Annotated in this window: 28 protein-coding genes; 20 read left to right on the forward strand and 8 right to left on the reverse strand. The window is 63.5% G+C overall.

The genetic code is table 11. The features are described from left to right. Positions 1–3 precede the first annotated feature (3 nt). The gene (locus JQ624_RS17625; protein WP_212420160.1) at positions 4–534 is read right to left on the reverse strand and encodes a MarR family winged helix-turn-helix transcriptional regulator; all 531 of its coding nucleotides are present in this window, start codon (positions 532–534) and stop codon (positions 4–6) included. A gap of 80 nt (positions 535–614) precedes the next feature. Between JQ624_RS17625 and JQ624_RS17630 the strand changes: the two genes are divergently transcribed. From JQ624_RS17630 to JQ624_RS17645, 4 genes are all read left to right on the forward strand, one after another. Further along, positions 615–1,850 (forward strand): cytochrome P450, encoded by a 1,236-nt coding sequence (locus JQ624_RS17630; protein WP_212420161.1) that lies wholly within the window; start codon positions 615–617, stop codon positions 1,848–1,850. A 10-nt stretch (positions 1,851–1,860) separates the two neighbouring features. Continuing rightward, positions 1,861–2,184: a 2Fe-2S iron-sulfur cluster-binding protein gene (locus JQ624_RS17635; RefSeq protein ID WP_212420162.1), complete on the forward strand. Its 324-nt coding sequence runs from the start codon at positions 1,861–1,863 to the stop codon at positions 2,182–2,184. A gap of 86 nt (positions 2,185–2,270) precedes the next feature. Then, entirely contained in the window at positions 2,271–3,485 is a 1,215-nt protein-coding gene (locus JQ624_RS17640; RefSeq protein WP_212420163.1) for an ABC transporter substrate-binding protein, read from the forward strand. A gap of 178 nt (positions 3,486–3,663) precedes the next feature. Further along, positions 3,664–5,340 carry a tannase/feruloyl esterase family alpha/beta hydrolase gene (locus tag JQ624_RS17645; RefSeq protein WP_249129878.1) on the forward strand — a complete coding sequence of 559 codons (1,677 nt, stop codon included), beginning with the start codon at positions 3,664–3,666 and terminating at the stop codon, positions 5,338–5,340. Positions 5,341–5,349: 9 nt separating this feature from the next. On the opposite strand, the gene JQ624_RS17650 is transcribed toward JQ624_RS17645, so the two are convergent. Beyond that, positions 5,350–6,624: an NAD(P)/FAD-dependent oxidoreductase gene (locus JQ624_RS17650; protein ID WP_212420164.1), complete on the reverse strand. Its 1,275-nt coding sequence runs from the start codon at positions 6,622–6,624 to the stop codon at positions 5,350–5,352. A gap of 211 nt (positions 6,625–6,835) precedes the next feature. On the opposite strand from JQ624_RS17650, the gene JQ624_RS17655 reads away from it, so the two are divergent. The 7 genes from JQ624_RS17655 to JQ624_RS17685 all read left to right on the forward strand — a co-directional run bounded on the left by JQ624_RS17655 (position 6,836) and on the right by JQ624_RS17685 (position 12,948). Beyond that, on the forward strand, positions 6,836–7,144 hold the full coding sequence (locus JQ624_RS17655) for a hypothetical protein (protein WP_212420165.1): 309 nt from the start codon (positions 6,836–6,838) through the stop codon (positions 7,142–7,144). A 26-nt stretch (positions 7,145–7,170) separates the two neighbouring features. After that, positions 7,171–8,052, forward strand: a complete 882-nt coding sequence (locus tag JQ624_RS17660) for a sigma-70 family RNA polymerase sigma factor (RefSeq protein WP_212420201.1) — start codon at positions 7,171–7,173, stop codon at positions 8,050–8,052. Positions 8,053–8,299: 247 nt separating this feature from the next. Continuing rightward, positions 8,300–9,472 carry an ABC transporter substrate-binding protein gene (locus JQ624_RS17665; protein ID WP_212420166.1) on the forward strand — a complete coding sequence of 391 codons (1,173 nt, stop codon included), beginning with the start codon at positions 8,300–8,302 and terminating at the stop codon, positions 9,470–9,472. A 148-nt stretch (positions 9,473–9,620) separates the two neighbouring features. Beyond that, positions 9,621–10,538: a branched-chain amino acid ABC transporter permease gene (locus tag JQ624_RS17670; protein WP_212420167.1), complete on the forward strand. Its 918-nt coding sequence runs from the start codon at positions 9,621–9,623 to the stop codon at positions 10,536–10,538. Then, positions 10,535–11,482: a branched-chain amino acid ABC transporter permease gene (locus JQ624_RS17675; RefSeq protein WP_212420168.1), complete on the forward strand. Its 948-nt coding sequence runs from the start codon at positions 10,535–10,537 to the stop codon at positions 11,480–11,482. Before JQ624_RS17670 ends, JQ624_RS17675 begins: the two co-directional genes overlap by 4 nt. Further along, on the forward strand, positions 11,475–12,242 hold the full coding sequence (locus JQ624_RS17680) for an ABC transporter ATP-binding protein (RefSeq protein ID WP_212420169.1): 768 nt from the start codon (positions 11,475–11,477) through the stop codon (positions 12,240–12,242). Before JQ624_RS17675 ends, JQ624_RS17680 begins: the two co-directional genes overlap by 8 nt. Next, complete coding sequence (locus tag JQ624_RS17685) at positions 12,235–12,948, forward strand: ABC transporter ATP-binding protein (protein ID WP_212420170.1); 714 nt, start codon at positions 12,235–12,237, stop codon at positions 12,946–12,948. The genes JQ624_RS17680 and JQ624_RS17685 overlap by 8 nt, the downstream gene beginning before the upstream one ends. A gap of 148 nt (positions 12,949–13,096) precedes the next feature. On the opposite strand, the gene JQ624_RS17690 is transcribed toward JQ624_RS17685, so the two are convergent. Together JQ624_RS17690 and JQ624_RS17695 are read right to left on the reverse strand one after the other, a co-directional pair. Further along, positions 13,097–14,533, reverse strand: a complete 1,437-nt coding sequence (locus JQ624_RS17690; RefSeq protein WP_212420171.1) for a glutamine synthetase family protein — start codon at positions 14,531–14,533, stop codon at positions 13,097–13,099. Between the two features lie 115 nt (positions 14,534–14,648). Continuing rightward, a complete protein-coding gene (locus JQ624_RS17695) occupies positions 14,649–16,007 on the reverse strand; it encodes an aromatic ring-hydroxylating dioxygenase subunit alpha (protein ID WP_212420172.1) in 1,359 nt (452 codons plus the stop codon). A 97-nt stretch (positions 16,008–16,104) separates the two neighbouring features. On the opposite strand from JQ624_RS17695, the gene JQ624_RS17700 reads away from it, so the two are divergent. Together JQ624_RS17700 and JQ624_RS17705 are read left to right on the forward strand one after the other, a co-directional pair. Further along, entirely contained in the window at positions 16,105–16,896 is a 792-nt protein-coding gene (locus tag JQ624_RS17700) for an IclR family transcriptional regulator C-terminal domain-containing protein (protein WP_212420173.1), read from the forward strand. A gap of 4 nt (positions 16,897–16,900) precedes the next feature. Further along, entirely contained in the window at positions 16,901–17,389 is a 489-nt protein-coding gene (locus JQ624_RS17705; protein WP_212420174.1) for a GNAT family N-acetyltransferase, read from the forward strand. 3 nt (positions 17,390–17,392) lie between these two features. Here JQ624_RS17705 and JQ624_RS17710 read toward each other — a convergent pair whose 3' ends face one another. Beyond that, positions 17,393–17,926, reverse strand: a complete 534-nt coding sequence (locus JQ624_RS17710; protein WP_212420175.1) for a hypothetical protein — start codon at positions 17,924–17,926, stop codon at positions 17,393–17,395. A gap of 134 nt (positions 17,927–18,060) precedes the next feature. Between JQ624_RS17710 and JQ624_RS17715 the strand changes: the two genes are divergently transcribed. Then, the gene (locus JQ624_RS17715; protein WP_212420176.1) at positions 18,061–18,423 is read left to right on the forward strand and encodes a hypothetical protein; all 363 of its coding nucleotides are present in this window, start codon (positions 18,061–18,063) and stop codon (positions 18,421–18,423) included. Between the two features lie 9 nt (positions 18,424–18,432). Here JQ624_RS17715 and JQ624_RS17720 read toward each other — a convergent pair whose 3' ends face one another. From JQ624_RS17720 to JQ624_RS17730, 3 genes are all read right to left on the reverse strand, one after another. Next, positions 18,433–18,651 (reverse strand): hypothetical protein, encoded by a 219-nt coding sequence (locus JQ624_RS17720; protein ID WP_212420177.1) that lies wholly within the window; start codon positions 18,649–18,651, stop codon positions 18,433–18,435. Positions 18,652–18,656: 5 nt separating this feature from the next. Beyond that, positions 18,657–19,016 (reverse strand): PilZ domain-containing protein, encoded by a 360-nt coding sequence (locus JQ624_RS17725; RefSeq protein WP_212420178.1) that lies wholly within the window; start codon positions 19,014–19,016, stop codon positions 18,657–18,659. 180 nt (positions 19,017–19,196) lie between these two features. Further along, complete coding sequence (locus JQ624_RS17730) at positions 19,197–20,204, reverse strand: helix-turn-helix transcriptional regulator (RefSeq protein WP_312014443.1); 1,008 nt, start codon at positions 20,202–20,204, stop codon at positions 19,197–19,199. 34 nt (positions 20,205–20,238) lie between these two features. Between JQ624_RS17730 and JQ624_RS17735 the strand changes: the two genes are divergently transcribed. The 6 genes from JQ624_RS17735 to JQ624_RS17760 form a co-directional block, all read left to right on the forward strand. Next, positions 20,239–21,780, forward strand: coding sequence for a benzoate-CoA ligase family protein (locus JQ624_RS17735; RefSeq protein WP_212420203.1), 1,542 nt, complete (start codon positions 20,239–20,241; stop codon positions 21,778–21,780). Between the two features lie 108 nt (positions 21,781–21,888). After that, positions 21,889–22,707 (forward strand): alpha/beta fold hydrolase, encoded by an 819-nt coding sequence (locus JQ624_RS17740; protein ID WP_212420179.1) that lies wholly within the window; start codon positions 21,889–21,891, stop codon positions 22,705–22,707. Positions 22,708–22,740: 33 nt separating this feature from the next. Beyond that, entirely contained in the window at positions 22,741–23,259 is a 519-nt protein-coding gene (locus tag JQ624_RS17745; protein WP_212420180.1) for a DUF309 domain-containing protein, read from the forward strand. 106 nt (positions 23,260–23,365) lie between these two features. After that, positions 23,366–25,054 (forward strand): 2,3-epoxybenzoyl-CoA dihydrolase, encoded by a 1,689-nt coding sequence (gene boxC, locus JQ624_RS17750; RefSeq protein ID WP_212420181.1) that lies wholly within the window; start codon positions 23,366–23,368, stop codon positions 25,052–25,054. A 111-nt stretch (positions 25,055–25,165) separates the two neighbouring features. After that, positions 25,166–26,602, forward strand: coding sequence for a benzoyl-CoA 2,3-epoxidase subunit BoxB (boxB, locus tag JQ624_RS17755; protein ID WP_212420204.1), 1,437 nt, complete (start codon positions 25,166–25,168; stop codon positions 26,600–26,602). Positions 26,603–26,727: 125 nt separating this feature from the next. Further along, positions 26,728–26,817, forward strand: a 90-nt coding sequence (locus JQ624_RS17760) for a helix-turn-helix domain-containing protein (protein ID WP_212420205.1), incomplete at its 3' end; no start/stop codon positions are given.

The raw sequence follows: 26,817 nt of genomic DNA on the forward strand, positions 1-26,817 counted from the left end.
CGTTCAGGCGCGATCGTCGACCTCGCCCGCGCCTTTCACGGCGTCGAGATTGCCGTGGACTCGCAGCAGCAGCCCGATCAAGGTCTCGCGTTCCGGCTTGCTCAGGCAGGAAAGCAGCCGGCGTTCGCGCTCGAGCGCGACCGCGATGACCTGGTCGTGGGTGGTATATCCCTTCGCGGTCAGCGAGATCGAATGGGTGCGGCCGTCCTGCCGGTCGGCCCTGATGCTGACCAGCCCGCGTTCTTCCATTGCGGCCAGCGTCCGGCTGACCGGCCCCTTGTCGAAGCCGATGACGTGGCAGATGCGGGCCGCCGAAATTTCCGGCTCGATCGCGAGCAGCGACAGGATCCGCCATTCCGTGACGTTGACGCCAAAGCGCTTCTGATAGACCACGGTCGCGCTGCGCGACAATTTGTTGGCAATGAAGGTGATGAGCGCCGGGACATAACGGTCGAGGTCGAGCACCTGTTCGGCCCGTCCACCCCTGCCTGCCGCGCCCGTGCGGGGGGCGCGCGCCTGTCTGTTCCTGCTCATGCTCTTCCGAAACCGCTCCAGCACTTCAGACATAGAGACAGCACATACCGCTCTGCAAGAACATTATGCAGGAGACCCACATGAGCGTGACCTCCCGGATAGATGCAGCAACCTCTGAGCAGGGTGCGCCGGCCGGCGTACCAAGGCTCGACGTCGATCCGTTCTCGACCGAGTTCTTCGAGGATCCGCACCCGATCCACGAGGTTCTCCGCGAGGCCGGGCCGCTGGTGTGGCTTGACAAATGGGGTGTCTATGGCGTGGCGCGCTATGCGGAAGTGCACGCCGTTCTCAACGATCCCCTCACGTTCTGTTCGAGCCGCGGCGTGGGCCTGAGCGATTTCGCCAAGGAAAAGCCGTGGCGTCCGCAAAGCATCATCCTCGAGGCGGATCCTCCGGCGCATACCAGGACGCGCGCGGTGCTCGCCCAAGTGCTGTCGCCGACGGCGATGAAAGGGGTCCGCGAACATTTCACGGCGATGGCCGCCGCCAAGGTCGACGAATTGCTGGCACGCGGAAGTTTCGACGCGGTTGCCGATCTCGCGGAGGCCTATCCGCTCTCGGTGTTTCCCGATGCGATGGGCCTGAAGCGGGAGGGACGGGAGAACCTGCTGCCCTATGCCAGTCTCGTCTTCAACTCCTTCGGGCCGCCGAACCAGTTGCGGCAGGAGGCGATCGAACGCTCGGCGCCGCACCAGGCCTATGTCGCCGCGCAATGCCAGCGCGAAAATCTCGCGCCCGGCGGTTTCGGCGCCTGTGTCCATGCCCGCGCCGACGCCGCCGACATCACGCCGGAGGAGGCGCCGCTATTGGTGCGCTCGCTGCTTTCGGCAGGCCTCGACACCACCGTCAACGGCATCGGCGCAGCGGTCTATTGCCTGGCGCGCTTCCCCGATCAGTTCGCGCGGCTGCGCAGCGATCCGACCCTGGCGCGCAACGCGTTCGAGGAGGCGATCCGCTACGAAAGCCCGGTGCAGACCTTCTTCCGCACCACGACGCGGGAGGTCGAACTTGCAGGCCACCGCATCGGCGAGGGCGAGAAGGTGCTGATGTTCCTCGGCGCCGCCAACCGCGATCCGCGGCGCTGGGAAAATCCTGACAGCTATGATGTGACCCGCCGCACTTCCGGTCATGTCGGATTTGGCTCGGGCATCCACATGTGCGTCGGCCAGTTACTGGCGCGCGTCGAAGGCGAGGTGATGCTGGCGGCAATCGCGCACAAGGTGGCTTCCATCCAGATCACCGGCCCGGTGAAACGCCGCTACAACAACACGCTGCGCGGTCTCGAAAGTCTCCCCATCACGATTTCTCCGGCCTGACGGACCGCGTATGCCCAGCATCATCTTCATCCATCCCGACGGAAGCCGGCAGCAGATCGAGGCGAGCGCGGGCGAGAGCGCCATGCAGGCCGCGACGCGCAACGATCTCAGCGGCATCCTCGCGGAATGCGGCGGCAACGCCATGTGCGCCACCTGCCATGTCTATGTCGACGAGGCCTGGCTCGCCCGTCTGCCGGCCATGGGCGGCGCTGAGGACGCGCTGCTGGATGGCGCCGCCGCCGAACGGCAGGCCAACAGCCGCCTGTCCTGCCAGATCAATCTCGCCGCCGATCTCGATGGCTTGGTCCTGCGTCTGCCGGACCGGCAATTGTGACGGCGGCATCGTCCGATATCGCGCGTTGAAGTCAAACCCGGCGAAGTCCGGGAAGCTCAAAATCAAATTCCAAAGGGGAGAAAACAATGAAGGTTTGCAGGTTCGGTCTGGCGCTTGCCTTGTCGTGCGCGACGTGGAGCGCGGCGCGTGCGGAGATATCCGACAATGTCGTCCGCATCGGCGTGCTCAACGACATCTCCGGCATCTTCCAGGACACCAACGGCATGGGTTCGGTCGAGGCCGCGCGCATGGCGGCGGAAGATTTCAACAGCGGCGGCAAGAACATCAAGGTCGAGATCGTCTACGCCGATCACCAGAACAAGGCCGACGTAGGTTCCGCGATCGTGCGCAAATGGCTCGATGTCGACGGCGTCGATGCCGTGGTCGACGTGCCGAATTCGGCGGTCGGCCTCACCATCAACTCGCTGTTGCGCGACTCGCGCATGACATTCCTCGCGTCATCCACCGCCAGTTCAGACCTGACCGGCAAGGCCTGCTCGCCGAACACCATACAATGGGTCAACGACGCCTGGGCGACCGGTAATTCCACCGCGGCGGCGATGATGGCGCGCGGCGGCAAGGAATGGTATTTCATCACGGTGAATTTCGCGCTCGGCCAGGGCATCGAGGCCGAGGCCACCAATTACATCGAAAAGCACGGCGGCAAGGTGCTGGGTTCGGCCAAGCATCCGCTCAACACGGCGGATTTTGCTTCGCTGTTGCTGCAGGCGCAGAATTCCAAGGCCAGGGTGATCGGGCTTGCCAATGCCGGCGGCGACACCGTCAACGCGGTGAAGCAGGCGGCGGAGTTCGGTCTTCAGCAAAGCGGCCAGACCATGGTGGCGTTCCTGCTGTTCATCAACGACGTCCACGGCATGGGATTGAAGGTCGGCCAGGGCCTGCAGCTGTTCGAGGCGTTTTACTGGGACATGGACGACGACACCCGCGCCTTCGCCAAACGCTTCGCGGCGCGGCCGGGCGTGAACGGCAAGATGCCGAGCGGCAATCAGGCGGGCGTCTACGCGTCCACGCTGGCCTATCTCAACGCGGTGGCGGCGACCGGCAGCGACCACGCCAAGGACGCGGTGCCGCAGTTGAAGAAGTTCAAGGGCAAGGACAAATTGTTCGGCGACGTCACCATCCGCCAGGACGGCCGCGTCATTCACCCGATGTATCTGTTTGAGGTGAAGAAGCCGGAAGAGTCGAAATACCCTTATGATTACTACAAACTGGTCTCGACCATTCCGGCCGACCAGGCCTTCCGTCCGCTCGCCGATGGCGGCTGCTCGCTGGTGAAGTGAGGCTCGGCTGCTCTCTCTCGCGCTTGCGGGGGGAGGCGTAGGCGGCCTCCGGCCGCCGTTCTTCAAGATGACGCCGATGCCACTCGTTCTTATTTCGATTGACGCCCGCGTGGCGTGAACCATTGTAGGCCTGACGGCCGGCCAAAATGCGGCTGCAAGACGATAGCGGGGGGAAACGATGCAACACTTCAAGTTCGATATGCACGCGCGGGTTCAGCTCGCTTTGCTGGTTGCGGCTGCTTCGGTCTTTGCCGTGGATGCAATGGCCGCGAAGATGGCCGGCGAGCCGGCGGCGACCTGCAGCGACCTTATCCGACCGACCGATAACGCCGTCCGGATCGACTCCGCCTCCATGATAACGCCGACACCGCTGGCGGTCGCCGAAAGGGGACCGACGCCGGCGGCGCGGGTCACCCCGGCCAATCCGGAATTCTGCAAGGTGCTCGGCCAGATCGCGCCGGCCGATCCCAATGCGCCGCCGATCAAATTCCAGGTAAATCTCCCGGTGGAGTGGAACGGCCGCTCGCTGCAATATGGCGGCGGCGGCTTCAACGGCGTGCTGATCACCGGTCTCGCCTTGCCGCCGGCCTATCCGTTCGGCATGGCTTCGCCACTGGCGCGCGGCTTCGTCACTTACGGCACGGATTCCGGCCATGAGACCAAGCCAGGCGAGCCGCCGCAGGTGTTTGCGCTCAACGATGAGGCGTTCGAGAATTTTGCACATCGATCCTACAAGCGCGTGCGGGACGCCGCCGTCGCCCTGATGGTGCGCGCCTATGGCAACCCGCCGGCCAAACTGTACTTCATGGGATCGTCGGAAGGCGGCCGCGAGGCGCTGACGATGGCGCAGCGCTACCCCGATGACTTTGACGGCATCTTTGCCCGCGTGCCTGTCATCAACTGGGTCGGATTGCAGCATGCCGGGACGCGGTCGGGGCTCGTAACGATGGGCGAAGGCTGGATTCGTCCTGCACAGGTCGAACTCGTCGCCAAGGCGGTGCTGCAGGCGTGCGACAAGGCGGATGGCGCCGAGGATCTGCTTGTTCTTGATCCGGTCGGCTGCAAGGCGAAATTCCAGCCGGAGTCGCTGCGCTGTGCGGCGGGCCAGAGCGGCGACCAGTGCCTGAGCGAGGCGCAGCTCGCGGCGATCAAGACGTTGCACGCGACCTACAAATTCCCGTTCGCACTGGAGAACGGCCTTGATGATTATCCGGGCTGGGGCGTCTCGGGCGAAAACACGCCTGCCTTCGGTCCGACCGGCGGCTGGATCGCCTGGTGGCTCGGCAAGGCGGCGCCGGCGCAGCCGCCGGTGCCGGCCAACGGCATCGCCTGGATCTATGGCGCGGGCGGCATCCAATATGTCTTCGCGCGCGACCCGAAGCTCGACGTCACGACATACAAGCCGGAAGATCACAAGGAGCGCCTGCTGCAGGTATCGCGTTTGATGGATTCGACCAATCCGGACCTCAGCCGTTTCAGCGCACGCGGCGGCAGGCTCGTGATTCTCGAGAATATGTCCGACTACGCCCAGAGCCCCTATGCGGGAATCCGCTACTTCGAAAACGTGCAGCGCACGTTGGGCAAGGAGAAGACGGCGGGGTTCGCCCGGCTCTACACGGCGCCTGGCGTCGATCATGTCGGCTCGGGTGCGCCCGCCAATGTCGACATGCTCTCCGTGCTGGTCGACTGGGTCGAGAATGGCAAGGCGCCCGGCGATCTCGAAGTGATCGAGCAGAAGGTCGAAGCGCCGGCGTTCGAAACGAAGCGCGCGCTGCCGTTGTGCCAGTGGCCCTCATGGCCGCATTACAAATCGGGACCGGTCGATCGCGCGGCCAGTTTTGCCTGCGCGCCGTGAAGAAGAAAACTATCCCGAGACCTTGCTCGAGCCTTGCGTGATCAGCCGCGCCGCGCGCTGGTCGCGGGCGTGGATCCACAGCCAGCTCAGTGCGACGCTGAGCCTGTGGCGCAGGCCGATCAGGAAGTAGATGTGGGCGATGCCCCAGATCCACCAGGCGAGATTGCCGCGCAGCTTGATCCAGCCGAAATCGATCACGGCCTTGCGCTTGCCAATCTGTGCGAGATTTCCGGCGTGCTTGTAGCGGAACGGCGGCAAGGTGCTACCGCTCAAACGTGCCTTGATGAGCGCCGCCACATAGCGTCCCTGCTGTTTGGCGGCCGGCGCGATGCCGGGCACGGGATTGCCGTCGGGGCCGGCAATCGTCACGGTATCGCCGACGGCAAAGACATCGGGATGACCGGGCACGGTGAGATCGGGCTCAACCTTCAAACGATACGCGCGGTCGGCGGGCGCGTTCAGCCATTCCGCCGCGCGCGAGGCGCGCACGCCGGCAGCCCAGACGATGGTTCTGGCCTCCAGTTTGTTGCCGCCATAGACGACGCCATCGGCCGCACATTCGGTAACGGGCTGTCCCAGCACCACTTCGACGCCGATCTCCTCCAGCGAGCGCTGCGCATAGGCGGAGAGGTCTTCGGGAAAGCTGGCGAGAACGCGCGGGCCGGCCTCGATCAGCACGACGCGGGTCTTGTGGGTGTCGATGTTGCGGAAGTCCGGCGGCAGCGTGTCCTTGGCAAGGTCGGCGATGGTTCCGGCCATTTCGACGCCGGTCGGGCCGGCGCCGATGATGACGAAGGTCAGCAGCGCCGCGCGCCGCGCCGGATCGTTCTCGCGTTCGGCACGCTCGAAGGCGACGAGGATGCGGCGTCTGAGTGTGGTGGCGTCCTCGAGCGTCTTCAGGCCCGGCGCGAACGGCTCCCATTCGTCGTGGCCGAAATAGGCGTGGCGGGCGCCGGTGGCCAGCACCAGCGTGTCGTAGGCGATCGCATCGCCGTCATCGAGCAGCACGCGCTTGCCCGCGGCATCGACGCCGCTGACATTTGCGAACAGCGTCGTCACCTCCTTGCGTCCGCGCAGCAGGTAGCGGATCGGCCAGGCGATTTCCGACGTCGCCAGCGAAGCGGTCGCGACCTGGTAGAGCAGCGGCTGGAACAGATGATGGTTGCGGCGGTCGATCAGCGTGATCTTGACGGGCGCGCCGGCGAGGCCGAAGGCGGTCTCCAGCCCGCCGAAACCGGCGCCGACGATGACGACATGATGGGGCTGTTTCGGCGCTGTCGTCATGGCATGCAACCCCGGTTTCGGATGTCTCAACACATTGGATTATGTAGCCATTTGTCGCTCCGGTCCAAGACACCTTTGCCAATCGGCCGATAGCGAAAGCGTATCGTGCAAAGGCGCGAAAAGATTTTTCCGAGCCCGCATCCTTTGCCCGATCCCAAACGTCCTTGGAGCGAGATGCGCTGCTTTCGCAGCCGCAAGCGAGGAGAAAGCGATGAAACGGACTGTAATCAGGTATAAAACCAAGCCGGAAATGGCCGACAGGAATGCCGAACTGGTCGCGGCGGTGTTTGCGGAACTGAAGGCGGTGCAGCCGGAAGGCCTTCGCTATATGTCGCTGCGGCTGGAGGATGACACCTTCATCCATTTCGTCGAGAGCGCGGCCGACGATGGGGCCAGCCCCTTGCCGAAGCTGGCGGCGTTCGGCTCGTTCCAGAGCGGCATTCGGGAGCGTTGCGCCGAGCCGCCGCTGGCCAAAGGCGCCACTGTCGTCGGCAATTATCGCATGCTGGGCGAGAATTGAATTCGCGTGCCAGAGGCAGAATGAAACTGGTCCCCGAGCCGTCCGCCGCCTTCGACATCGAACGGCTGCTGGCCGCGATGCGGCCGAGGCTGCATCGCTATTGCGCGCGCATGGTCGGCTCTGTGATCGACGGTGAGGACGTGCTGCAGGATGCGCTGATCAAGGCGGTGGAGGCGCATGCCGTCGCCGGCGACATCGGCAATCCCGAGGGCTGGCTGTTCCGGATCGCGCACAACACCGCGCTGGATTTTTTGCGCCGGCGCAACCGCCAGGAGGCGCTGCGCGGACCAGCGGAGGCGGACATGATCGTGGACCAGCTCGATGCCGTGGAGAGCCGCCAGATCGCTGCGACCTCTCTGCGTACCTTCATGCGCCTGCCGGTGCCGCAGCGCTCAAGCGTGATCCTGATGGACGTGCTCGGCTGCTCGCTCAAGGAGATCTGCGAGATCATGGCGTGCAGCCTGCCGGCGGCCAAGGCTGCGCTGCATCGCGGGCGCGCGCAGTTGCGGGAAATCGCCGACGAGCCGGACGACGCGCCGCAACAGAGATTGTCGGATGCCGATCGCAAGCGCCTCGGCGCCTATGTCGCCCATTTCAACGCGCGGGATTTCGACGCGATCCGCGCCATGATCTCGGACGACGTCAGGCTCGATCTCGTCAGCAGGACCCATATGCGCGGCAAGGCCGAAGTTTTTCGCTATTTCGGCAATTACGCCAAGGTCAGCGATTGGCGTCTGGTCCCAGGCCTGGTGGAGGGACATCCCGCCATCCTGGTGTTCGATCCGAACGTGCCTGATAAGGGGCCGAAATATTTCGTCCTGCTGGGCTGGTCGGCCGACAAGGTCGCGACCATCCGTGATTTCCGCCATGCGGCGTACGCGATCGACGGTGCGAAATATTCGGTCTGAACCGCTCCCCGGTGCGACAATTCTGGCCCGTCGACCTGAACTATAATTCTTGCCATCCCCGCCATCTGCGAACTATGGTGCAGGCCGCTGCGGTATGAGCCGAAGGTCCAAAGCGGGACCGGCGGTTCATGCTTGCCGCTGACCGGCCATTTCGCGCACAAAATACCTCACCTGATAATGAGGCGCGCGGGACAGCGTGGTCGCCCGGTCGACCGGGTCTGGTTCGATAACGAGGAGGGGAGTGATTATGAAGAAGGCATTCTGGCTGGCGGGCGCAACCGTTTTCGCGCTGACGCAGACGGCGCTCGCAGGCGATACCATCAAGATCGGCTTTGTCTCGACCTTCAGCGGTCCGACCGCTGTGATCGGCAATGACATGCGCAACTCGTTCGAGCTGGCGCTGGACCATCTCGGCCGCAAGATGGGCGGCAAGCCGGTCGAGGTGATCTATGAGGACGACGGCCAGAAGCCCGACGTCGGCAAGCAGAAGACCGAAAAACTGATCCAGTCCGACAAGGTCGATTTCATCGCCGGCTATATCTGGTCGAACGTGCTCTTGGCCTCGCTGAAGACCGCGGTCGATTCCAAGACCTTCCTGATCTCGGCCAATGCCGGTCCCTCGCAGCTCGCCGGCGAGCTCTGCTCGCCCTACGTGTTCTCCACCTCCTGGCAGAACGACCAGACCCCGCAGGCGGTCGGCACCTACATGAACCAGAAGGGCGTCAAGTCGGTGTTCCTGATCGGCCCGAACTACGCGGCCGGCAAGGACATGCTGGCCGGCGTCAAGAGCACGTTCAAGGGACAGGTCGTGGGCGAAGAATATACGGTGTGGCCGAGCCAGCTCGACTTCTCCGCCGAACTCACCAAGGCCAAGAACTCCAAGGCCGAGTCGATCTTCGTGTTCTATCCGGGTGCTGCCGGCGTGCAGTTCCTCAATCAGTACGCGCAGGCCGGGCTCAAGCAGCAGATCCCGCTCTATACGGCGTTCACCATCGACGAATTGTCGCTGCCGCTGCAGAAGGAAAACGCGATCGGCGTGCCCGGCGCGCAGCAGTGGGTCAACGACCTGCCCAACGCCGAGAACAAGAAGTTCGTCGAGGACTACCGCAAGAAGTACACCGGGCTGCGCCCGACCTTCTACGGCGCGCAGTCCTATGACGCCGCCAACCTGATCAACAGCGCGGTCGTCGCCGTGAAGGGCGACACCTCGAAGAAGGACGAGATGAAGGCCGCGATGGAGAAGGCCGACTTCAAGTCGGTGCGCGGTCCGTTCAAATACGGCAAGAACCACATTCCGATCCAGAATTTCTACCTGCAGGACGTGGTCAAGGACGCCGACGGCCAGCTCTCGCTCAAGACGGTGGCCACCATCGTCAAGGATGACCAGGACCGCTTCCACGACAAATGTCCGATGAAGTGATGGTTGGCATGGCCGGTGCATGATCTCGCGGACACGCCCCGGGCTTGACCCGGGGGCGGTTTGCGACAGATCATCCGCCCAACAAGAAAAATGGCGGCGGCGCAGATGTGCTGCCGCTGTTTTGTTAGGCCCAGAGTCCAAGGGATCTATGCTCGTCCTCGTAGAACAATCGCTGAACGGCCTGCAGTTCGGCCTGCTGCTGTTCCTGCTGGCAGCCGGCTTGACGCTGGTGTTCGGCATCATGGATTTCGTCAATCTGGCGCACGGCTCGCTCTACATGATGGGCGCCTATTTCGCGGCCACCTTCGTGGCATGGACCGGAAGTTTTGTGCTCGGCATCTTGCTCGCGCTCGGCGCCACGCTGCTGCTGGGCATAGCGCTCGAATTCATCGCGCTCCGCCATCTCTATGGCCGCGACCATCTCGACCAGGTTTTGGCGACGTTCGGGTTGATTTTGTTTTTCAATGACGCGGTGCGGCTGATCTGGGGACCGGCCGGCCTGTCGCTGCCGCTTCCGGCCTGGCTAACCGTGCCGGTGCAGATCGTCCCCGGCGTGTTCTATCCGGCCTACCGGCTGTCGATCATCGTGGTCGCGCTCGCGGTCGCCGCATTGCTCTATATCGTCGTCATGCGGACCCGTATCGGCATGCTGATCCGCGCCGGCGCCTCGAACCGCGAAATGATCGGCGCGCTCGGCATCAACATCAAACTGCTGTTCACGCTGGTGTTCGGGTTAGGGGCGGCCCTCGCCGGCCTCGCCGGGCTGATGCAGGCGCCGATTCTGACGGTGCAGATCGGCATGGGTGAGAACATCCTGATTCTCGCCTTCGTCATCATCGTGATCGGCGGCATCGGCTCGATCCGCGGCGCCTTCATGGCCGCGATTTTCGTCGGCATGATCGATACGCTCGGCCGCGCCTTCCTGCCTGATTTGCTGCGCATGGTCTTGAGTTCTTCCGCAGCCTCCACCGCGGCACCCGCATTGTCCTCGATGCTGATCTATCTGCTGATGGCGATTGTGCTCGTCGTGCGGCCGGAGGGGCTGTTTCCGGCCGCCAAGCGATGAAATCTCCAATCAACGTCCGCAACGTCGTCGTGGCGCTCGTCGCGCTTGGCCTCACGCTGCTGCCGGTCTATTCCGCGCTGACCGGCAACATCTTCATCCTGACGCTGTTCACCCGCATCGTCATCTTCGCGCTCGCCGCCGCCAGCCTCAACCTCATCATGGGCTATGGCGGCATGATGAGCTTTGGCCACGCCGCCTATCTCGGCATCGGCGGCTATGCGGTCGGCATCCTCGCCTTCGAAGGCATCGGCTCCGGCTTCATCCAGTGGCCGGTGGCGCTGGCGGCGTCGGCGCTGTATGCGCTCGTGATCGGCGCGCTCAGCTTGCGCACCCGCGGTGTCTATTTCATCATGATCACGCTCGCCTTTGCGCAGATGGCCTATTACGTCACCTCGGGCCTCTCGCGCTATGGCGGCGACGACGGCCTCACCATCTACAAGCGCAGCACTTTCGGCGGCCTGATCGACCTGTCGAACCGTGTGCAGTTCTACTACCTCTGCCTCTTCTGCCTGTTCGGCGGCATCTATCTGATCTGGCGCATCATCAATTCGCGGTTCGGCATGGTGGTGCAGGGCATTCGTTCCAACGAGCAGCGCATGCAGGCGATCGGCTTTCATGCCAACAGATATCGTCTGGTCTGTTTCGTCATCTCAGGCACCATCTGCGGCCTTGCCGGCGCGCTATTGGCGAACAATACCGACTTCGTCAGTCCGGCCGGAATGTACTGGACCCGCTCCGGCGAACTGATGGTGATGGTGGTGTTCGGCGGCATGGGCTCGCTGTTCGGCCCGGTCATCGGCACCATCGTGTTTCTGCTGCTGGAAGAGCTGTTGTCGCAGTTCACCGAATACTGGGCGCTGATCATGGGCCCGCTGTTGCTGCTGATCGTGCTGTTCGCGCGCGGCGGCATCATGGGCGTGCTCGGGAGGTTTAGCCGTGGCTGATCTTATGCTCCGCGTTGAAAACCTGGTCCGCAGCTTTGGTGGCATCAAGGCCACCGACAATCTGTCGCTCGACGTAGCTCGTGGCGAACTGCACGCCATCATCGGCCCCAACGGCGCCGGCAAGACCACGCTGATCAGCCAGTTGACCGGGCAGTTGATGCCGAATTCCGGCGCCATTTACTTCGCCGGCCGCGACGTCACGTGGCTGCCGTCCTATCAGCGCAGCCGGCTCGGCCTGGCGCGCTCGTTTCAGATCACCTGCCTGCTGCCGGACTTTACGGCCGCGGACAATGTCGCGCTCGCGGCGCAGGCGCATGACGGACACTCGTTCCGCTTTTGGGGCGCTGCCCGCAAGGAGAAGCATCTGCGTGACGCGGCGCAGGCGGCGCTGACGCGGGTAGGGCTCGCCAAACGCGCCGACGTGCCGGTGTCCGAACTGAGCCACGGCGAACAGCGCGAACTGGAGCTTGCGGTAGCGCTCGCGACCAAACCGCAATTGCTGCTGCTCGACGAGCCGATGGCCGGCCTTGGCGTCACCGAATCCGCGCGCATGGTGGCGCTCTTGAAGGAATTGCGGAAGGAAGTCACCATCGTGCTGGTCGAACACGACATGGAGGCGGTGTTCGCGCTCGCCGACCGCATCACCGTGCTGGTCTATGGCCGCGTGATCGCTTCCGGTGATCCCGACGCCATCAGGAGCAACGAAGAAGTCAAGCGCGCCTATCTCGGCGAGCAGCATGCGGTGACCCGTCATGGCTGAAACCTTGCTGGAAATCGACGGGATCGAGACCTGCTACGGGCTCAGCCAGGTGCTGTTCGGCCTGTCGCTGAAGGTCCAGTCCGGCGAGATGGTCGCCCTGATGGGCCGCAACGGCATGGGCAAGACCACGACCATCCGTTCCATCATGGGCATGACGCCGGCCCGCGCAGGCACCATCCGCTTCGCGGGTGAGAAAGTGCGCAGCCTGCCGTCGTACAGAATCGCAAAACTCGGCATCGGCCTGGTGCCGGAAGGCCGCCAGATCTTTCCGAACCTCACGGTGTACGAAAATCTGGTCGCAGCCTCGGGCAACCGTCTGGGCAATCCCGATCCCTGGACCATCGAGAAAATCCACGCGCTGTTTCCGCGGCTCGCCGAGCGCGGCAACAACATGGGCGTCACGCTGTCGGGCGGCGAGCAGCAGATGCTGGCGATCGGCCGCGCGCTGATGACCAATCCCAAACTGTTGATCCTCGACGAAGCCACCGAAGGCCTTGCGCCTTTGATCCGCGAGGAAATCTGGAGCTGCCTGTCGATGCTGAAGGGCCGCGGCCAATCGGTGCTGGTCATCGACAAGAACGTCGCCAACCTCTCCCGCATCGCCGATCGCCACTACATCATCGAGCGCGGGCGGACGGTATGGACGGGGACGAGTGAGCAACTCATCGCCGAGCCGGATTTGCAACACCGGTATCTGGGGATTTGAGCGATCCCTGTCGTCGTCCCTGCGAACGCAGGGACCCATACGCCGCGGCCGTTGTTATTTAAGGCGGTGGTCGATGGTCTTCCTCTAATCATTGGCATCGGTGGTTATGGGTCCCTGCGTTCGCAGGGACGACTAGAGAACGCCCGCCTCAAAACATCTCGAAATATTCGCGGTGCTCCCAGTCCGACACCTCGGCCTGAAACCGCTCGATCTCCGCATTCTTGATGTGGACGTAATAGTCGACGAACTCCGCGCCCAGCGCCTGCCGGAAGAACGGATCGTCCTGCAGCGCGAACACCGCCTCGCGCAGGCTCTTCGGCAATAGCTCTGCCTTGGTCTCGTACGGCGTATCCGCTGATGGCCCCGGATCGAGTTTGCGGTCGACGCCGTCGAGCCCGGAGAGAATTTGCGAAGCCATGTAGAGATAGGGATTGGCCGCAGGCTCGCCGATCCGGTTTTCCAGGCGCGTCGCGCTATCGCCTGCGCGGCCGAGCACGCGGATCATGACGCCTCTGTTGTCGCGGCCCCAGATCGCGCGGTCCGGCGCCAGCGAGTAGGAGCGGTAGCGCTTGTAGCCGTTGATGGTCGGTGTCGTGAACACGGTGGAGGCGCGGGCGTGCTCCAGTAGTCCTGCGAGGTAGGCGCGGCCGAACGCGCTCAGCGCCTCGCCCTTGTCGCTGGCCATGAACGCGTTCTCGCCATTCGCCCGCGACACCACCGATTGATGCAGGTGCCAGCCGGAGGCGAATACATTCGGCAGTTTCGGACGGCACATGAAGGTGGCGTGATAGCCGTGGCGGCGGGCGATCTGCTTCACGGCGCTACGAAACAGCACCATGTTGTCTGCGGGAGCGAGGCCCTTGGTGGGCTGGAAGGTGAATTCGCACTGGCTCGGGCCGAACTCGACCTCGACCGATCGCAGCGGCAGGCCGAGCGCCAGCACGTCGCGGCGGATGATTTCGAGCGCCGGCTCCATCTGGTCGTAACGCTGCTCGGTCAGGTATTGGTAGCCGTGCGACAGCAGGCTGACGGAAGGCGGACGTCCGGGCTGGCCGGCATCTTCCGGCGCCATGTGGGCGTCTTCGAGCTTGAAGAGGTGGAATTCAACTTCGAGCCCCGCGACGAAATCGTAACCGCGGCTTCCCAGTTGATCGAGTACCCTACGATAGAGATGCCGCGTGGCGAACGGCACCGGGCGGCCGTCGCTGAAATAGAGGTCGCACAGCAGCCATCCCGTCGTCGGTGCCCATGGCAGCACGCGAAACGTCGTGGGGTCCGCCACCATCAACACGTCGGCGGCGCCCTCCATCTCCTTCATGCCAAAACCGCCGCCGGCCGTGAACACCGGGAACACCGTCTTGTGCGAGGTGTCCTTGGCCAGCATCGTGGTGGTGATGGAGCAGCCGCTCTCAAGCGAAGCCATCGCTTCGCCAGCCACCAGCGTCTTGCCGCGCAAAATGCCGTGCTGGTCGGGGAATGACAGCCTGACGACTTCGAGATTTTTCTCTTCGACGATTTTGCGCAGGTGGCTGGCCGCCTCCTGCTGTTCCTTCGACCACAGCCCGTGACGTTCGACGAAATTCAACGCGTCATTCCCCCCTCTTCCGTCATTCCGGGGCGATGCGTAAGCATCGAACCCGGAATCTCGAGATTCCGGGTCTGATCCTTCGGACCATCCCGGAATGACGGTGCAACAAATATCACTCCGCCGCCGACAAATGCCGGATCTTTCCGGCGATCTCGCTCGGCACCGGCGCGGCCCACGGCGCGCCGCGGCGGCGTTTGACGTCGACTTCCATCCAGTAGATTTCCCAACCTAACGTCGGGCCTATACCGTCCATCGTCGCCGGGCCCTGGATGCTGCGCGCGTGTGCATCGTCGAGGAACAGCATCGGCTTCTCGCCGCCGACGACCTTTTCAATCTCCTGCCGCAGCAGGCGGCGATACTGCACGATCGCCTTGTCGGAGGTGCCGAGATGTTCGTTGGTGCGGTCCTGGATCGCGCCCATCGATTCCACGGCCCATTGGTCGTGGACGTTGATGTCGTTGCCCATGCCGGTATAGGTCGCGGTCGCCTGTTCGTGCGGATCGAAGCCGTAATCGTTGCTCTTGTTCTTGCGCGATTTGTAGTCCGGCAGCTCGTACAATTCGAGCCGCTGGTCGCGCATCTTCTTCTTGTCGACCGGCGCCGTGTAGCTGGTGAAGATCGCGTACCAGTAGCAGTTCTCGTCATCGACAGGCACGTGCCACTGCGTGATCGTCATCTCCTGGCTCATCGGAATGACGAAGCCGTGCGGAAAAAGCTGGTTGGTGACGCGCACATGCGTCCGTTCCGCATCCAACTCACGCAGCGCAATCAGGCGCAGTCCGTATTCGGTGTGCTCGACATTGATGATCGGGTTGTCGTATTCGCGCAAAATCTTCGTCATCGGCATGTCGCTTCCGGCGGAAGCGCCGCGGAACTGCTTGCCGTAGGCGGTCGAGGTATCCTCGTCTTCGAAGAAGCGATGCAGGAACGAGGCGTGCGCCGGATCGATGCCGACTTCGAGCGCCTGCAGCCAGTTGCAATTGATGTGGCCCTTGAACGCGAACGTATGGCTGTCGGGCGCGACAAAACAGTCGATCTCCGGAAACGCCGGCGGTTCGCCTTCGCCGAGATAGGTCCAGAGGATGCCGCTCTTCTCGACCACGGGATAGGAGCGCTGCTTGATGCCTTGGCATAGCTTTGAATCCTTTGGCTCCGCGGGCGTTTCCAGGCATTGGCCGCTGACGTCGAACAGCCAGCCGTGGAAGGCGCAACGCAACCCGCCATTCTCCAGCCGGCCGAAGGCGAGGTCGGCGCCGCGATGCGCGCAGTGCCGGTCGATCAGGCCGTAGCGGCCTTCCTCGTCGCGAAACAGCACCAGGTTCTCGCCGAGCAGTTTGACGGGCCGCACCGGCCGCGGTCCCTGCAGTTCGTCGACCAGCGCCGCCGGCTGCCAATACATCCGCATCAGCTTGCCGCAGGGATCCTTGCGGCCGGTGCGGGTGATCAGGTCGTTCGCTTCCTGGCTCATCATGGCGAGGATCTCCAAATATCAGATTTGTTCGCCTATTGAACTTCTGTGCGATTTTAACGTAGGCTTGGCGTTAGGCAAGCGGATTATGGAGGCAGCGATGCCGAAGCTTAAGCGCGTGGGAGACGCAGACAACCGCGGCGCGACCGATTTCATCGAAAGCCTCGATCGCGGCCTGCGCGTGCTCGAGGTGTTCGGCGGCAGCCGCCAGCCCATGACGTTGAGCGACCTTGCCAAGGCCGCCGAGCTGCCGCGCGCGACCGCGCGGCGAATTCTCTTCACGCTCGAACGCGCCGGCTTCGTTGCCACCGACGGCAAGCTGTTCCGCCTGATGCCGCGCGTGCTGGTGCTGGCCTCCAGCTATCTCGCCTCCAACCATGTCGTCTCGGTGCTGCAGCCGGCGCTGGATAAGCTGTCGGGCGAGGCGCAGGAAATCTCGTCGATGGCGATCCTCGACGGCAACGACGTCGTCTTCATCGCCCGCGCCAGCCCGACGCGGATATTTTCTGCAGGCATCGACATCGGCTACCGGCTGCCGGCGTTCTGTACCTCGGTCGGCCGCGTGCTGCTGTCGCGGCTGCCCGACGACGAACTGGCGGCGGCGCTCGACAAAATGGACCTCACGCCGCTGACGCCGTTCACGGTGACCGACAGGAAGCTGTTGCAAACGACAATCATCGCCGATCGCGCCAAAGGCTATTCGCTGGTCGATCGCGAAGCCGAGCCGGGATTCCGCTCGATCTCCGTGCCGGTCCGCCGCTATGACGGCGCGATCGTCGCCGCCATCAACATGGGCGCGCATGTCGACCGCGTGTCGTCAGCCGAAATGGTCGAACGCTTTTTGCCGCGGCTGCGCGAGGCGGCGGCCTCGGTGAAGTCGATGCTGGTTTGACGGGATGATTGTCCGATCGGAAACGCCCGGCGACGTTGCGGCCATTCGCGCCGTTGAGAAAGCCGCATTCCGTCAGCCCGCCGAAGCGCAGTTGGTCGACGATCTGCGCGATGCAGGCGATTCAGTTTTCTCGCTGGTCGCTGTTGAAGGCGAAACTGTCATCGGCCATGCCATATTCTCTCGGCTGCAGGCGCCGTTTCCCGCGCTTGCGCTCGGCCCCGTCGCGGTATGGCCCGAACGCCAGCGGAGCGGTGTCGGCAGCCAGCTGATCCGCGAAGGGATTGCCCGCAGCGAGGCCGCGGGTTGGCTCGGAATTTTCGTCCTCGGCAATCCCGCCTTCTATCGGCGCTTCGGATTCGATGCCGGCAAGGCGAGCGGCTTCATCTCGCCCTATGCCGGGCCGCATTGGATGGCCCTGCCTCTTGGACGGAGTGAACTCCCAACAAGCACGGGAAGCATTCAGCATGCGCCCGCCTTTGCAAAGCCTGGTTAGAGCCTAGGCGCCGAGCCCAAAGTGACGAACGATTTCCTGCGCGGTCACATCAGCGGGCTTCACCCCGGTATCCAGCTTGAGACAATCGGGCCGCGGCACGGCGGTGAGCTCGTAGCGGTCAAGCTCCCGGGTCAAATGCTGCCCTGAACTTATCTTGCGCCGCGCCACCCGATCGGGATTGCCGACCCTGCGCAAGGCTTCCTCGCGCGAACAGTGCAGGAAGACCGGAAGCAATTTTGCGCCGTGACGTTGCACGATCTCCTCGATCTGCCTGAATTGTTCCCGGTCGTCAGGCTCGGCATAGCAGAAGGTCGTGACCAGCAGCGGCACGCCGTGTTCGGCGGCAGCATCAATGGCCGAACACCTGACGTCATGGACAAGCTCCCAGAAGCCGGGCGCGCCGAACTCGAAGACCGTGAGCGCCAGATCAATGGCAGCGTGATTGTCCATCAGCCGTCCCGGCACGATCCGGAGCAGCGCCTTTGCGACCGTCAACTTGCCGACCGCGGGCGAACCATGGAGGAAAAGCAGTTTCATGCGCGATCAGTATCGCGAACAGCTCGATCTGCGGGAACCGGTAATTTTGGCGCCGTGAAACAATTTTTCAGGCGGCCATGAACGCAGTCGGCTGCGGCGGGCACGAAGTCGATGCAGGTGCCGCAGGAGCTGACGTGAACAAGCCCGATTGGATCATCCGCATCGTCGCCGTTCCTCCCGGCGAAGCCCCGCTATGGGTACGCGAGAAATGGGTCGGCCTCGACCTGCCGGCGGCCCGTTATTCGGGGCACCGGAAATTTCTCTCCATAGGCGTGCTGTCGCTGCCCCGCTCGGTGCTGGCGCAGTGGCTGGCGGTGTTTCGCGGTCGCGCCGAACTGATCGCGGGATATGCGGTGGAAGCGCTTCCCGCCGTCAACATTCTCGGTCACGCGCATCCCGAGGCTGCCGCGTGGTGGCGCGAGAACACGCCGCATCTGATCGCGCCAAAACGCTATCTCGTTTTCCACGAGGAAGTCTGCCGCATCGCCGATATCTGATCGGCCACGTTATGGCGCGGGCAAGCGCTTGAGCGCGGCTTCGATCGCTTCGAACTTGGCGACGATCTGCGGGGTCACGACATAGCGAAGGATGCCGGCCACCGACAGGCCGACGATCGTGTACTGCGCCATCAACGCCAGCAATATCGACCGCAGCCGGCGCCGCCGGACTTTCGGCGGTTTGGCGGCGGCGAGGAGGTGGGCGTCTTCGCCTTCAACCGTGCTCATGCGGCCTAGTGCTCGGACAGGATCTGATCGAGGCGCGACTTCAGCCGACGGTTGGCACGCTCGCTGGCGCGGAGCTTGCGCGCCCAATCCAGGGGAACCACGTCGCCCATCTCGCGCTCTTCGGAGAACATCAGGCCCGCCGTGTTCTGATCGCGCCAGACAAGGCGGGCCAGACAGGAAAGTCCCCTGCGCGCGACTTCGAAATCGACCCGGTCAGGCAACATGGCCGAATTCTCGAATTCGATCTTCGCGCCGCGTGGGCTGAAATTGCGCACGACGCAGTCTAGCGTCGAGTTGCGCCCGTTGAACGCGACCATTCCGCCGTAATAGACGCGGTTTCTCGGAAGTTGACGGCGCTCCAACATGATTCGTCCTCCATGCATTTAACGATTTGGTAACACACTTTGAGGGTGTGTTGCTGCAGGCACTCGCATGGAACTTGTACGGTGGTTAACGGTGGCGCCCATTCCCGACCACAACCGTCGGGCGCGGAGCTAGACATGGCCCAAGCTTGGGCGTTGCAGGTGTTCGTTCCGCCGAAATATTCAGGAGACCGCGCTGCGCAGTCCGAACGCGTGCTTGTCATGCAGCACCGGCGCCACCGCATCGCTGAGCCGCGCCGCCGCCGCGTCGACGGAAAGCCCCGCGGTATCGACCACGGCGGAAGCGCGGGCGTAGAGCGGCTCGCGGCTGATGAGGATGTTGCGCAACTCCGCCATCGCCGAGCGGTCATCCGCCATCGGGCGCAAATCGCCCTGGCCGCGGACGCGGGCCATGTGTTCTTCCGGCTCGGCCTTAAGCCAGATGGTGTAGAACGACGACAGGATCAGGTCGAACGTCAAAGGCTCGGAGACGATGCCGCCGCCGGTCGCCAGCACCATCAACTCCTTGCGCGCCAAGAGTTGCGTCAGCGCCGCCTGCTCCATGCGGCGGAAGCCTTCCTGGCCGTAGAGCGCGATGATCTCGGCGACGGATAATCCGTTCTGCGCCTCGACCTCCTTGTTGAGCTCGACGAACTTCCAGCCGATTTTCTTCGCCAGTATCTTGCCGAGGGTGGATTTGCCGGCGCCGCGCAGGCCGATCAAGGCGATGCCGGCGAACGAGATCCGCCGCTGCGCCGAAGGGCCGCCGCCGGCGAGCGCGTCCTTGGCCTGCGCGATCTGGGCAGGCGTTGCCTTGCGCAGCAGGTCGCGGATCACGGCCCAGTCGGGCGCGGGCTCGGTTGCGGGAATGAGATCTTCCAGATGCGCGCCCATCGCGTTCGACACGCGCCGCAGCAGCACGATCGAGACGTTGCCCTTGCCGCTTTCGAGCTGCGCGATATAGCGCTCGGAAATTCCCGACACCTTGGCGAGCACCTTGCGCGACATGCCGCGAAGGGCGCGCATGGTGCGCACACGCTGGCCAAGCTGCTCGAGAAAGCCGGTTTCGGGGTCGCTGGCCTCGGTCAATTTGCCTCGTTCGGCTTTGCCTGCGGTTGAATGGTTTTCGGAAACATAATGCCGATGAGGATTGACAGCAAGCGCCTCTGGTGTCTTTGTATGAATTATAATTCTTAAAACTCAGGGGAGAAGCGTCGTGGGCGGCATGTCCGGTTCGTACAATGCGGTGACCTGGCTGCTCGATCGCAATGTCGACGAGGGCCGCGGGGCCAAGCTCGCCTTCACCGATACCGTCTCCGAGCTCACTTACGGTGATCTGCAGCGGCAAAGCCGCCGAGTAGCCAACATGCTGCGCCGGCTCGGCGTCCGCCGCGAAGAGCGTGTGGCGATGATCATGCTCGATACCGTCGATTTTCCGGCCGTTTTTCTCGGCGCGATTCGCGCCGGCATCGTGCCGGTGCCGCTCAACACGCTGCTGACATCCGAGCAATATGCCTATGTGCTGGCGGACAGCCGTGCGCGCGTGCTGTTCGTGTCCGAGGCGCTGTATCCCGTGGTGAAGGACATCGTCGGGCGGATGCCGGACCTCGAACAGGTCGTGGTGTCCGGCAACGATGCGTTCGGCCACAAGCGGCTTTCCGATGAGCTGGCAAAGGAAACCGATTCCTTCGCGACCGTGCCGACCCACGCCGAGGAGCCGGCATTCTGGCTCTATTCGTCCGGATCGACCGGCATGCCCAAGGGCGTGCGGCACCTGCATTCCAGCCTGCAGGCAACCGCCGACACCTATGCCAGCCAGGTGCTTGGCATTCGCGAGAACGATGTTTGTCTGTCCGCGGCAAAATTGTTCTTTGCCTATGGACTCGGCAACGCGCTGACGTTCCCGATGTCGGTCGGCGCCACCACCGTCCTCAACGCCGAGCGGCCGACGCCGGCGCGGATGTTCGAGCTGTTGAACAAGTATAACCCGACCATCTTCTATGGCGTCCCAACGCTGTTTGCCTCGATGCTCAATGACGAGACGCAAAAGAACGCGCGTGCCGGCACGCGGCTGCGCATCTGCACCTCGGCCGGCGAGGCGCTGCCGGAATCGGTCGGCAATGCCTGGAAGGCACGGTTCGGCGCCGACATTCTCGACGGCGTCGGCTCGACCGAGCTGTTGCACATCTTTCTTTCCAACGCACCCGGCGACATCAAATATGGCTCGTCCGGCCGTCCGGTGCCTGGCTACAGGGTGCGGCTGATCAACGAAGCCGGCAGCGAAGTGCCCGATGGAGAAGTCGGTGAATTGCTGGTCGAGGCGCCCTCGGCGGCCGAGGGTTACTGGAACCAGCGCAGCAAGAGCCGCCAGACGTTTCAGGGCCACTGGACCTACACTGGCGACAAATATGTCCGCGACGCCGAGGGCCGTTACACTTTCTGCGGCCGCAGCGACGACATGTTCAAGGTCTCCGGCATCTGGGTCTCGCCGTTCGAGGTCGAGAGCGCGCTGATCACTCACCCGGCGGTGCTGGAAGCCGCCGTCGTGCCCGAGGCCGACCCGGAAGGATTGCTGAAGCCGAAAGCCTTCGTCGTGCTGCGCGCCGGTGCCAAAACCGACGGGTTGCATGAGGCGCTGAAGGAGCACGTCAAGCAGAAGATTGGCCCGTGGAAATATCCGCGCTGGATCGACGTGGTGGATAGTCTGCCGAAGACAGCGACGGGGAAGATTCAACGGTTCAAGCTGCGGGACGGCGCACCCAGTTAGCCGTCATGGCCGGGCTTGACCCGGCCATCCACGTCTTGCTTGGCGACGAAGAAGGACGTGGATGCCCGGGACAAGCCCGGCCATGACGGAGCAAGTGGATACTACGACATGACCACCCTTTCCCCCTCGGGCTTCATCACCGTCGGCGCCTCGCATCTCGAATACCGCATGATCGGCCCGCCGCCCGACAGCGCGCCTGTTATCGTGATGCTGCATGAAGGCCTGGGATCGACCAGGCTGTGGGGCGACTTTCCGGATCAGCTTCAGGCCGCGACCGGCGTGGGCGTGTTCGTCTATTCGCGCGCTGGCTACGGTGCATCGACACCGGTGAAACTGCCGCGGCCGCTCGACTACATGCATGTCGAGGCGCTCAACGTACTGCCAAAGCTGCTCGACAAGATCGGCTTTCGCCGCGGCCTCCTGCTCGGTCATTCCGACGGCGCCTCGATCGCGACGATCTATACAGGCTCCCATCAGGATCGCCGCGTCGAGGGTCTCGCGTTGATCGCCCCGCATTTCATCGTCGAGGATATTTCGGTGGCCTCGATAGCGCAGATCCGGAACGCCTACGCGACCACGAACCTGAAGGGAAAGCTTTCGCGCTGGCACAGGGATGTCGACAACGCCTTCTATGGCTGGAACGGCGCCTGGCTCGATCCTGACTTCCGCAGCTGGGATATTTCCGAATACCTCGCCTATATCCGCGTACCGGTGGCGATCCTGCAGGGTGTGGACGACCAGTATGGGACCATGCGGCAGGTCGAGATCGCGCAGGAAGAGTGCTACTGTCCAGTCGATGTGACTGTCATCCCGGGAGCGGGACATCAGCCGCATCGTGAAGCCCCGGGGGCGACGCTCGATGCGATCTCGGAATTCGCAAACGCGGTGTTGCACGTCGATGACGGCCCGCAGGGACGGGCCGCGTAACGCTTTTCCTTTTTCTTCCGGGGCCACGCCCCGATGACCACGCCGCCGCCAGCCGCAGGCAATCTGCCGCTGCCGCGATGGGCCTATGTGCCCGGCGAGTCCGAGAAATCCAGCGCTGATTATGAAACGCTGGCGCAGATCACAGTTCTGGTGCCACCACGATTTGGCGGCTATGTGCCGGCGCGCCACCCGGCGCTGCGCTACGGCCTCATGCTCAACGACCGCGGCTATTTCTGGGAAGCGCAGGAGATCCTCGAAGCAGTGTGGGCGGCGGCGCCGCAGGGCGGTCGCGAGCGGATTCTGCTGCGCGCCTGCATCCTGATTGCGACCGCGAATTTGCGGCTGCGCATGCAGAAGCCGCACGTCGCGGCACGGCTGCTCGGCGAAGCGCTCGGTGAGCTCGATGCATTGGGCATGCGAAACGCCAGCGGCGACGGGTTTGCCGATTGCTTTCCGGTCGCTGCGCTGGCGGCCCTCATCAAGGCCAAACTGGAGCGGACTCAGCTCGCCAAGGCCGATTGGGTGGCCTTCGCCGTCGCCATCAGAACATGAAACAAAATGCATGTTCCTGCGTTTTAGGCTAGACTTGCCCAAAAACATGCACTATTGTGCATCTAACGAACCAAGCAAATCCTGAGAAAACGACAGAGGGTGGCTCATGGCCGGTGAAGATCGCGTCCTCGCAGGCGGCGCGAAATACATCGATTTTCAAACCGATCCGCAGCGCTACCGGCACTGGAAGCTGGGCGTGGAAGGCGACGTCGCGACGCTCACCATGGACGTCGACGAAAACGGCGGCCTGTTCGAGGGCTATCAGCTCAAGCTGAACTCCTACGACCTCGGCGTCGACATCGAACTTGCGGATGCCGTGCAGCGGCTGCGCTTCGAGCATCCCGAAGTGAAGGCGGTGGTGATGCGATCGGCTAAGAACCGCGTGTTCTGCGCCGGCGCCAATATCCGCATGCTGGCGGGCGCCACCCACGCCCACAAGGTCAATTTCTGCAAATTCACCAACGAGACCCGTAACGGTCTGGAAGATTCATCGGAAAATTCCGGACAGCGCTTCATCACCGTCGTCAACGGCACCGCGGCCGGCGGCGGCTACGAACTGGCGCTGGCGACCGATCACATCATGCTGGCCGATGACGGCGCCGCCGCGGTGTCGTTGCCGGAAGTGCCGCTGCTCGCGGTGCTGCCGGGCACCGGCGGCCTGACGCGCGTGGTCGACAAGCGCAAGGTGCGCCGCGACCATGCCGACTTCTTCTGCACCATCGAGGAAGGCATCAAGGGCAAGCGGGCCGTCGCCTGGCGGCTGGTCGACGAGATCGTTCCCAACAGCAAGCTCGAAGGCAAGGTCGCCGAGCGCGCAAAAGAATTCGCTGCCGCCTCGAAGCGCAACGGAAACGGCCGGGGCATCACGCTTTCGCCGCTCAACCGCACCATCGACGACAGCGGCATCCGCTACGGTTTTGTCAATGTCGACATCGACCGCGCGCAGCGGATCGCGACCATTTCGATCAAGGCGCCGGAGTCCGCGCCGCCGGCCGATATCGACGGCCTGATCGCGCACGGCGCATCGTTCTGGCCGCTGCAGGTGGCGCGCGAGCTCGACGATGCGATCCTTCATCTGCGCATCAACGAACTCGAGATCGCGATGCTGCTGTTCAAGAGCCACGGCGATGCCGCCAATGTGGTGGCCTGCGACACCTTCCTCGAAGCCAACAAGGCGCACTGGCTGGTCAACGAGATCAGGCACTACTGGAAGCGGGTATTGAAGCGGATCGACGTCACCTCGCGCACGCTGGTGACATTGGTCGAGCCCGGCTCCTGTTTTGCCGGCACGCTCGCCGAACTCGTATTCGCCGCCGACCGCTCCTACATGCTGATCGGCTCGCGGCAGGGCGACAACCGCGCGCCTCCCGCGATCCAGCTCACCGCGATGAATTTCGGCCCCTATCCGATGTGCCACGGCCTGACCCGGCTGCAATCGCGCTTCCAGGCCGATCCGTCCGATCTGGAGCGCGCGGAAGCTACCATCGGCACGACACTCGACGCGGAGGAGGCCGAAGAGCTCGGCCTCGTCACCTTCGCGCTCGACGATATCGACTGGGACGACGAGGTGCGGGTGTTCCTGGAGGAACGCACGTCCTTCTCGCCCGACGGCCTTACCGGCATGGAAGCGAACCTGCGCTTCGTCGGTCCGGAGACCATGGAATCGAAAATCTTCTCGCGCCTCACGGCGTGGCAGAACTGGATCTTCCAGCGCCCCAACGCGGTCGGCGAAAATGGCGCGCTGCGCCGCTACGGCACCGGCCAGAAGGCGCAGTTCGATATGACGAGAGTTTAAGGGGCGAATAGCGAATAGGGAGTGGCGAATAGTTGCCCTTCTTCTATTCGCTACTCGCCATTCGCAATTCGCCAAACACCCCCAACACGGGAGGCCACCACCATGAACTTCATGAACGTCGACTACTCGACCAAGATTCCCAACAACGTCAATCTCAGCGAAGACCGCCAGGTGCTGAAAGCGCTGGAGGGCTGGCATCCCGGTTACATGGATTGGTGGGGCGACATGGGGCCGGAAGGCTTCCAGCAGTCGATGGTCTACCTGCGCACCGCCTATTCGGTCGATCCGCGCGGCTGGGCGAAGTTCGACTACGTCAAGATGCCGGAATATCGCTGGGGCATCCTGCTGGCGCCGCAGGAAGAGAACCGCGTGATTCCCTTCGGCGAGCATTACGGCAAGCCGGCCTGGCAGGAAGTCCCCGGCGAATACCGCGCCATGATGCGCCGCCTGATCGTGATCCAGGGTGACACCGAGCCTGCTTCCGTCGAGCAGCAGCGCCATCTCGGCAAGACCGCGCCCTCGCTCTACGACATGCGCAATCTGTTCCAGGTCAATGTCGAGGAGGGCCGCCACCTCTGGGCCATGGTCTACCTGCTGCAGAAATATTTCGGCCGCGACGGCCGCGAGGAGGCGGACGAGTTGCTGCGCCGCCGCTCCGGCGACACCGACAGCCCGCGCATGCTGGGCGCCTTCAACGAGAAGACACCGGACTGGCTGTCGTTCTTCATGTTCACCTACTTCACCGACCGCGACGGCAAGATGCAGCTGCACTCGCTCGCGCAGTCCGGCTTCGATCCGCTGTCGCGCACCTGCCGCTTCATGCTGACCGAAGAGGCGCACCACATGTTCGTCGGCGAGACCGGCATCAGCCGCGTCGTGCAGCGCACCTGCGAGGCGATGAAGGAAGCCGGCATCAGCGATCCCACCGACGTCGCAAAAGTCCGCGCGCTCGGGGTCATCGACCTGCCGACCATCCAGAAGAAGCTGAACCTGCATTACTCGCTGTCGCTCGATCTGTTCGGCTCCGAGGTTTCGACCAACGCGGCGAATGCCTTCAATGCCGGCATCAAGGGCCGCTACAAGGAGACGCAGATCGACGACGACCACCAGCTCAAGAATGCCACCTATCCGGTGCTCAAGCTGGTCGACGGCGTGATCAAGCGCGTCGACGAGCCGGCGCTGACCGCGCTCAACATGCGGCTGCGCGATGACTACACCCAGGACTGCGTCAAGGGCATGCTGCGCTGGAACAAGGTCATTTCGACCGCGGGCTATCAGTACAAGCTGGCACTGCCGAACGTCGCGTTCCACCGCCATATCGGCGAGTTCAAGGATGTCCACGCCACGCCCGAGGGGGTGCTGATCGACGACGCCACCTGGAACAAGCGCAAGGGCGAATGGCTGCCGACAACCGCCGACGGCGACTTCATCGCCTCGCTGATGAAGCCGGTCACCGAAATCGGTGCCTACGCTCCCTGGATCTCGCCGCCGAAGGTCGGCATCGACAACAAGCCCGGCGATTTCGAATACGTGAAGATCGAGACGTGAGGAGAGGCGTAGACCGCGCCTCCAGCACTAGCTGTCATCACCCGCGAAGGCGGGTGATCCAGTAAACACCGGCGTTAATTGCAGAAACGCCGCGGTCCACCAATTGGGGCCGCGGCGGATACCCCTTGGGTTCACGACATGGCCAGCTCAGCCTTGAAGAGCGAATTGAGATCTACCGGCTGCATGCAGCCGGTAGATCTCAAAACAAAATTGCG

Origin of the sequence: Bradyrhizobium sp. AUGA SZCCT0283, from assembly GCF_018130385.1 — a bacterium.
Lineage (GTDB): Bacteria > Pseudomonadota > Alphaproteobacteria > Rhizobiales > Xanthobacteraceae > Bradyrhizobium.

What these genes read in the sequence shown, in the direction of transcription:
- JQ624_RS17635 (WP_212420162.1), top strand. Translation starts at nt 1,861, where the DNA reads ATGCCCAGCATCATCTTCATCCATCCCGACGGAAGCCGGCAGCAGATC.
- JQ624_RS17700 (WP_212420173.1), top strand. Translation starts at nt 16,105, where the DNA reads ATGCCGAAGCTTAAGCGCGTGGGAGACGCAGACAACCGCGGCGCGACC.
- boxB (WP_212420204.1), top strand. Translation starts at nt 25,166, where the DNA reads ATGAACGTCGACTACTCGACCAAGATTCCCAACAACGTCAATCTCAGC.
- JQ624_RS17675 (WP_212420168.1), top strand. Translation starts at nt 10,535, where the DNA reads ATGAAATCTCCAATCAACGTCCGCAACGTCGTCGTGGCGCTCGTCGCG.
- JQ624_RS17650 (WP_212420164.1), bottom strand. Translation starts at nt 6,624, where the DNA reads ATGACGACAGCGCCGAAACAGCCCCATCATGTCGTCATCGTCGGCGCC.
- JQ624_RS17710 (WP_212420175.1), bottom strand. Translation starts at nt 17,926, where the DNA reads ATGAAACTGCTTTTCCTCCATGGTTCGCCCGCGGTCGGCAAGTTGACG.
- JQ624_RS17740 (WP_212420179.1), top strand. Translation starts at nt 21,889, where the DNA reads ATGACCACCCTTTCCCCCTCGGGCTTCATCACCGTCGGCGCCTCGCAT.
- JQ624_RS17685 (WP_212420170.1), top strand. Translation starts at nt 12,235, where the DNA reads ATGGCTGAAACCTTGCTGGAAATCGACGGGATCGAGACCTGCTACGGG.
- JQ624_RS17645 (WP_249129878.1), top strand. Translation starts at nt 3,664, where the DNA reads ATGCAACACTTCAAGTTCGATATGCACGCGCGGGTTCAGCTCGCTTTG.
- JQ624_RS17720 (WP_212420177.1), bottom strand. Translation starts at nt 18,651, where the DNA reads ATGAGCACGGTTGAAGGCGAAGACGCCCACCTCCTCGCCGCCGCCAAA.
- JQ624_RS17640 (WP_212420163.1), top strand. Translation starts at nt 2,271, where the DNA reads ATGAAGGTTTGCAGGTTCGGTCTGGCGCTTGCCTTGTCGTGCGCGACG.
- JQ624_RS17670 (WP_212420167.1), top strand. Translation starts at nt 9,621, where the DNA reads ATGCTCGTCCTCGTAGAACAATCGCTGAACGGCCTGCAGTTCGGCCTG.
- JQ624_RS17735 (WP_212420203.1), top strand. Translation starts at nt 20,239, where the DNA reads ATGTCCGGTTCGTACAATGCGGTGACCTGGCTGCTCGATCGCAATGTC.
- JQ624_RS17665 (WP_212420166.1), top strand. Translation starts at nt 8,300, where the DNA reads ATGAAGAAGGCATTCTGGCTGGCGGGCGCAACCGTTTTCGCGCTGACG.
- JQ624_RS17745 (WP_212420180.1), top strand. Translation starts at nt 22,741, where the DNA reads ATGACCACGCCGCCGCCAGCCGCAGGCAATCTGCCGCTGCCGCGATGG.
- JQ624_RS17695 (WP_212420172.1), bottom strand. Translation starts at nt 16,007, where the DNA reads ATGATGAGCCAGGAAGCGAACGACCTGATCACCCGCACCGGCCGCAAG.
- boxC (WP_212420181.1), top strand. Translation starts at nt 23,366, where the DNA reads ATGGCCGGTGAAGATCGCGTCCTCGCAGGCGGCGCGAAATACATCGAT.
- JQ624_RS17655 (WP_212420165.1), top strand. Translation starts at nt 6,836, where the DNA reads ATGAAACGGACTGTAATCAGGTATAAAACCAAGCCGGAAATGGCCGAC.
- JQ624_RS17630 (WP_212420161.1), top strand. Translation starts at nt 615, where the DNA reads ATGAGCGTGACCTCCCGGATAGATGCAGCAACCTCTGAGCAGGGTGCG.
- JQ624_RS17725 (WP_212420178.1), bottom strand. Translation starts at nt 19,016, where the DNA reads ATGTTGGAGCGCCGTCAACTTCCGAGAAACCGCGTCTATTACGGCGGA.
- JQ624_RS17705 (WP_212420174.1), top strand. Translation starts at nt 16,901, where the DNA reads ATGATTGTCCGATCGGAAACGCCCGGCGACGTTGCGGCCATTCGCGCC.
- JQ624_RS17625 (WP_212420160.1), bottom strand. Translation starts at nt 534, where the DNA reads ATGAGCAGGAACAGACAGGCGCGCGCCCCCCGCACGGGCGCGGCAGGC.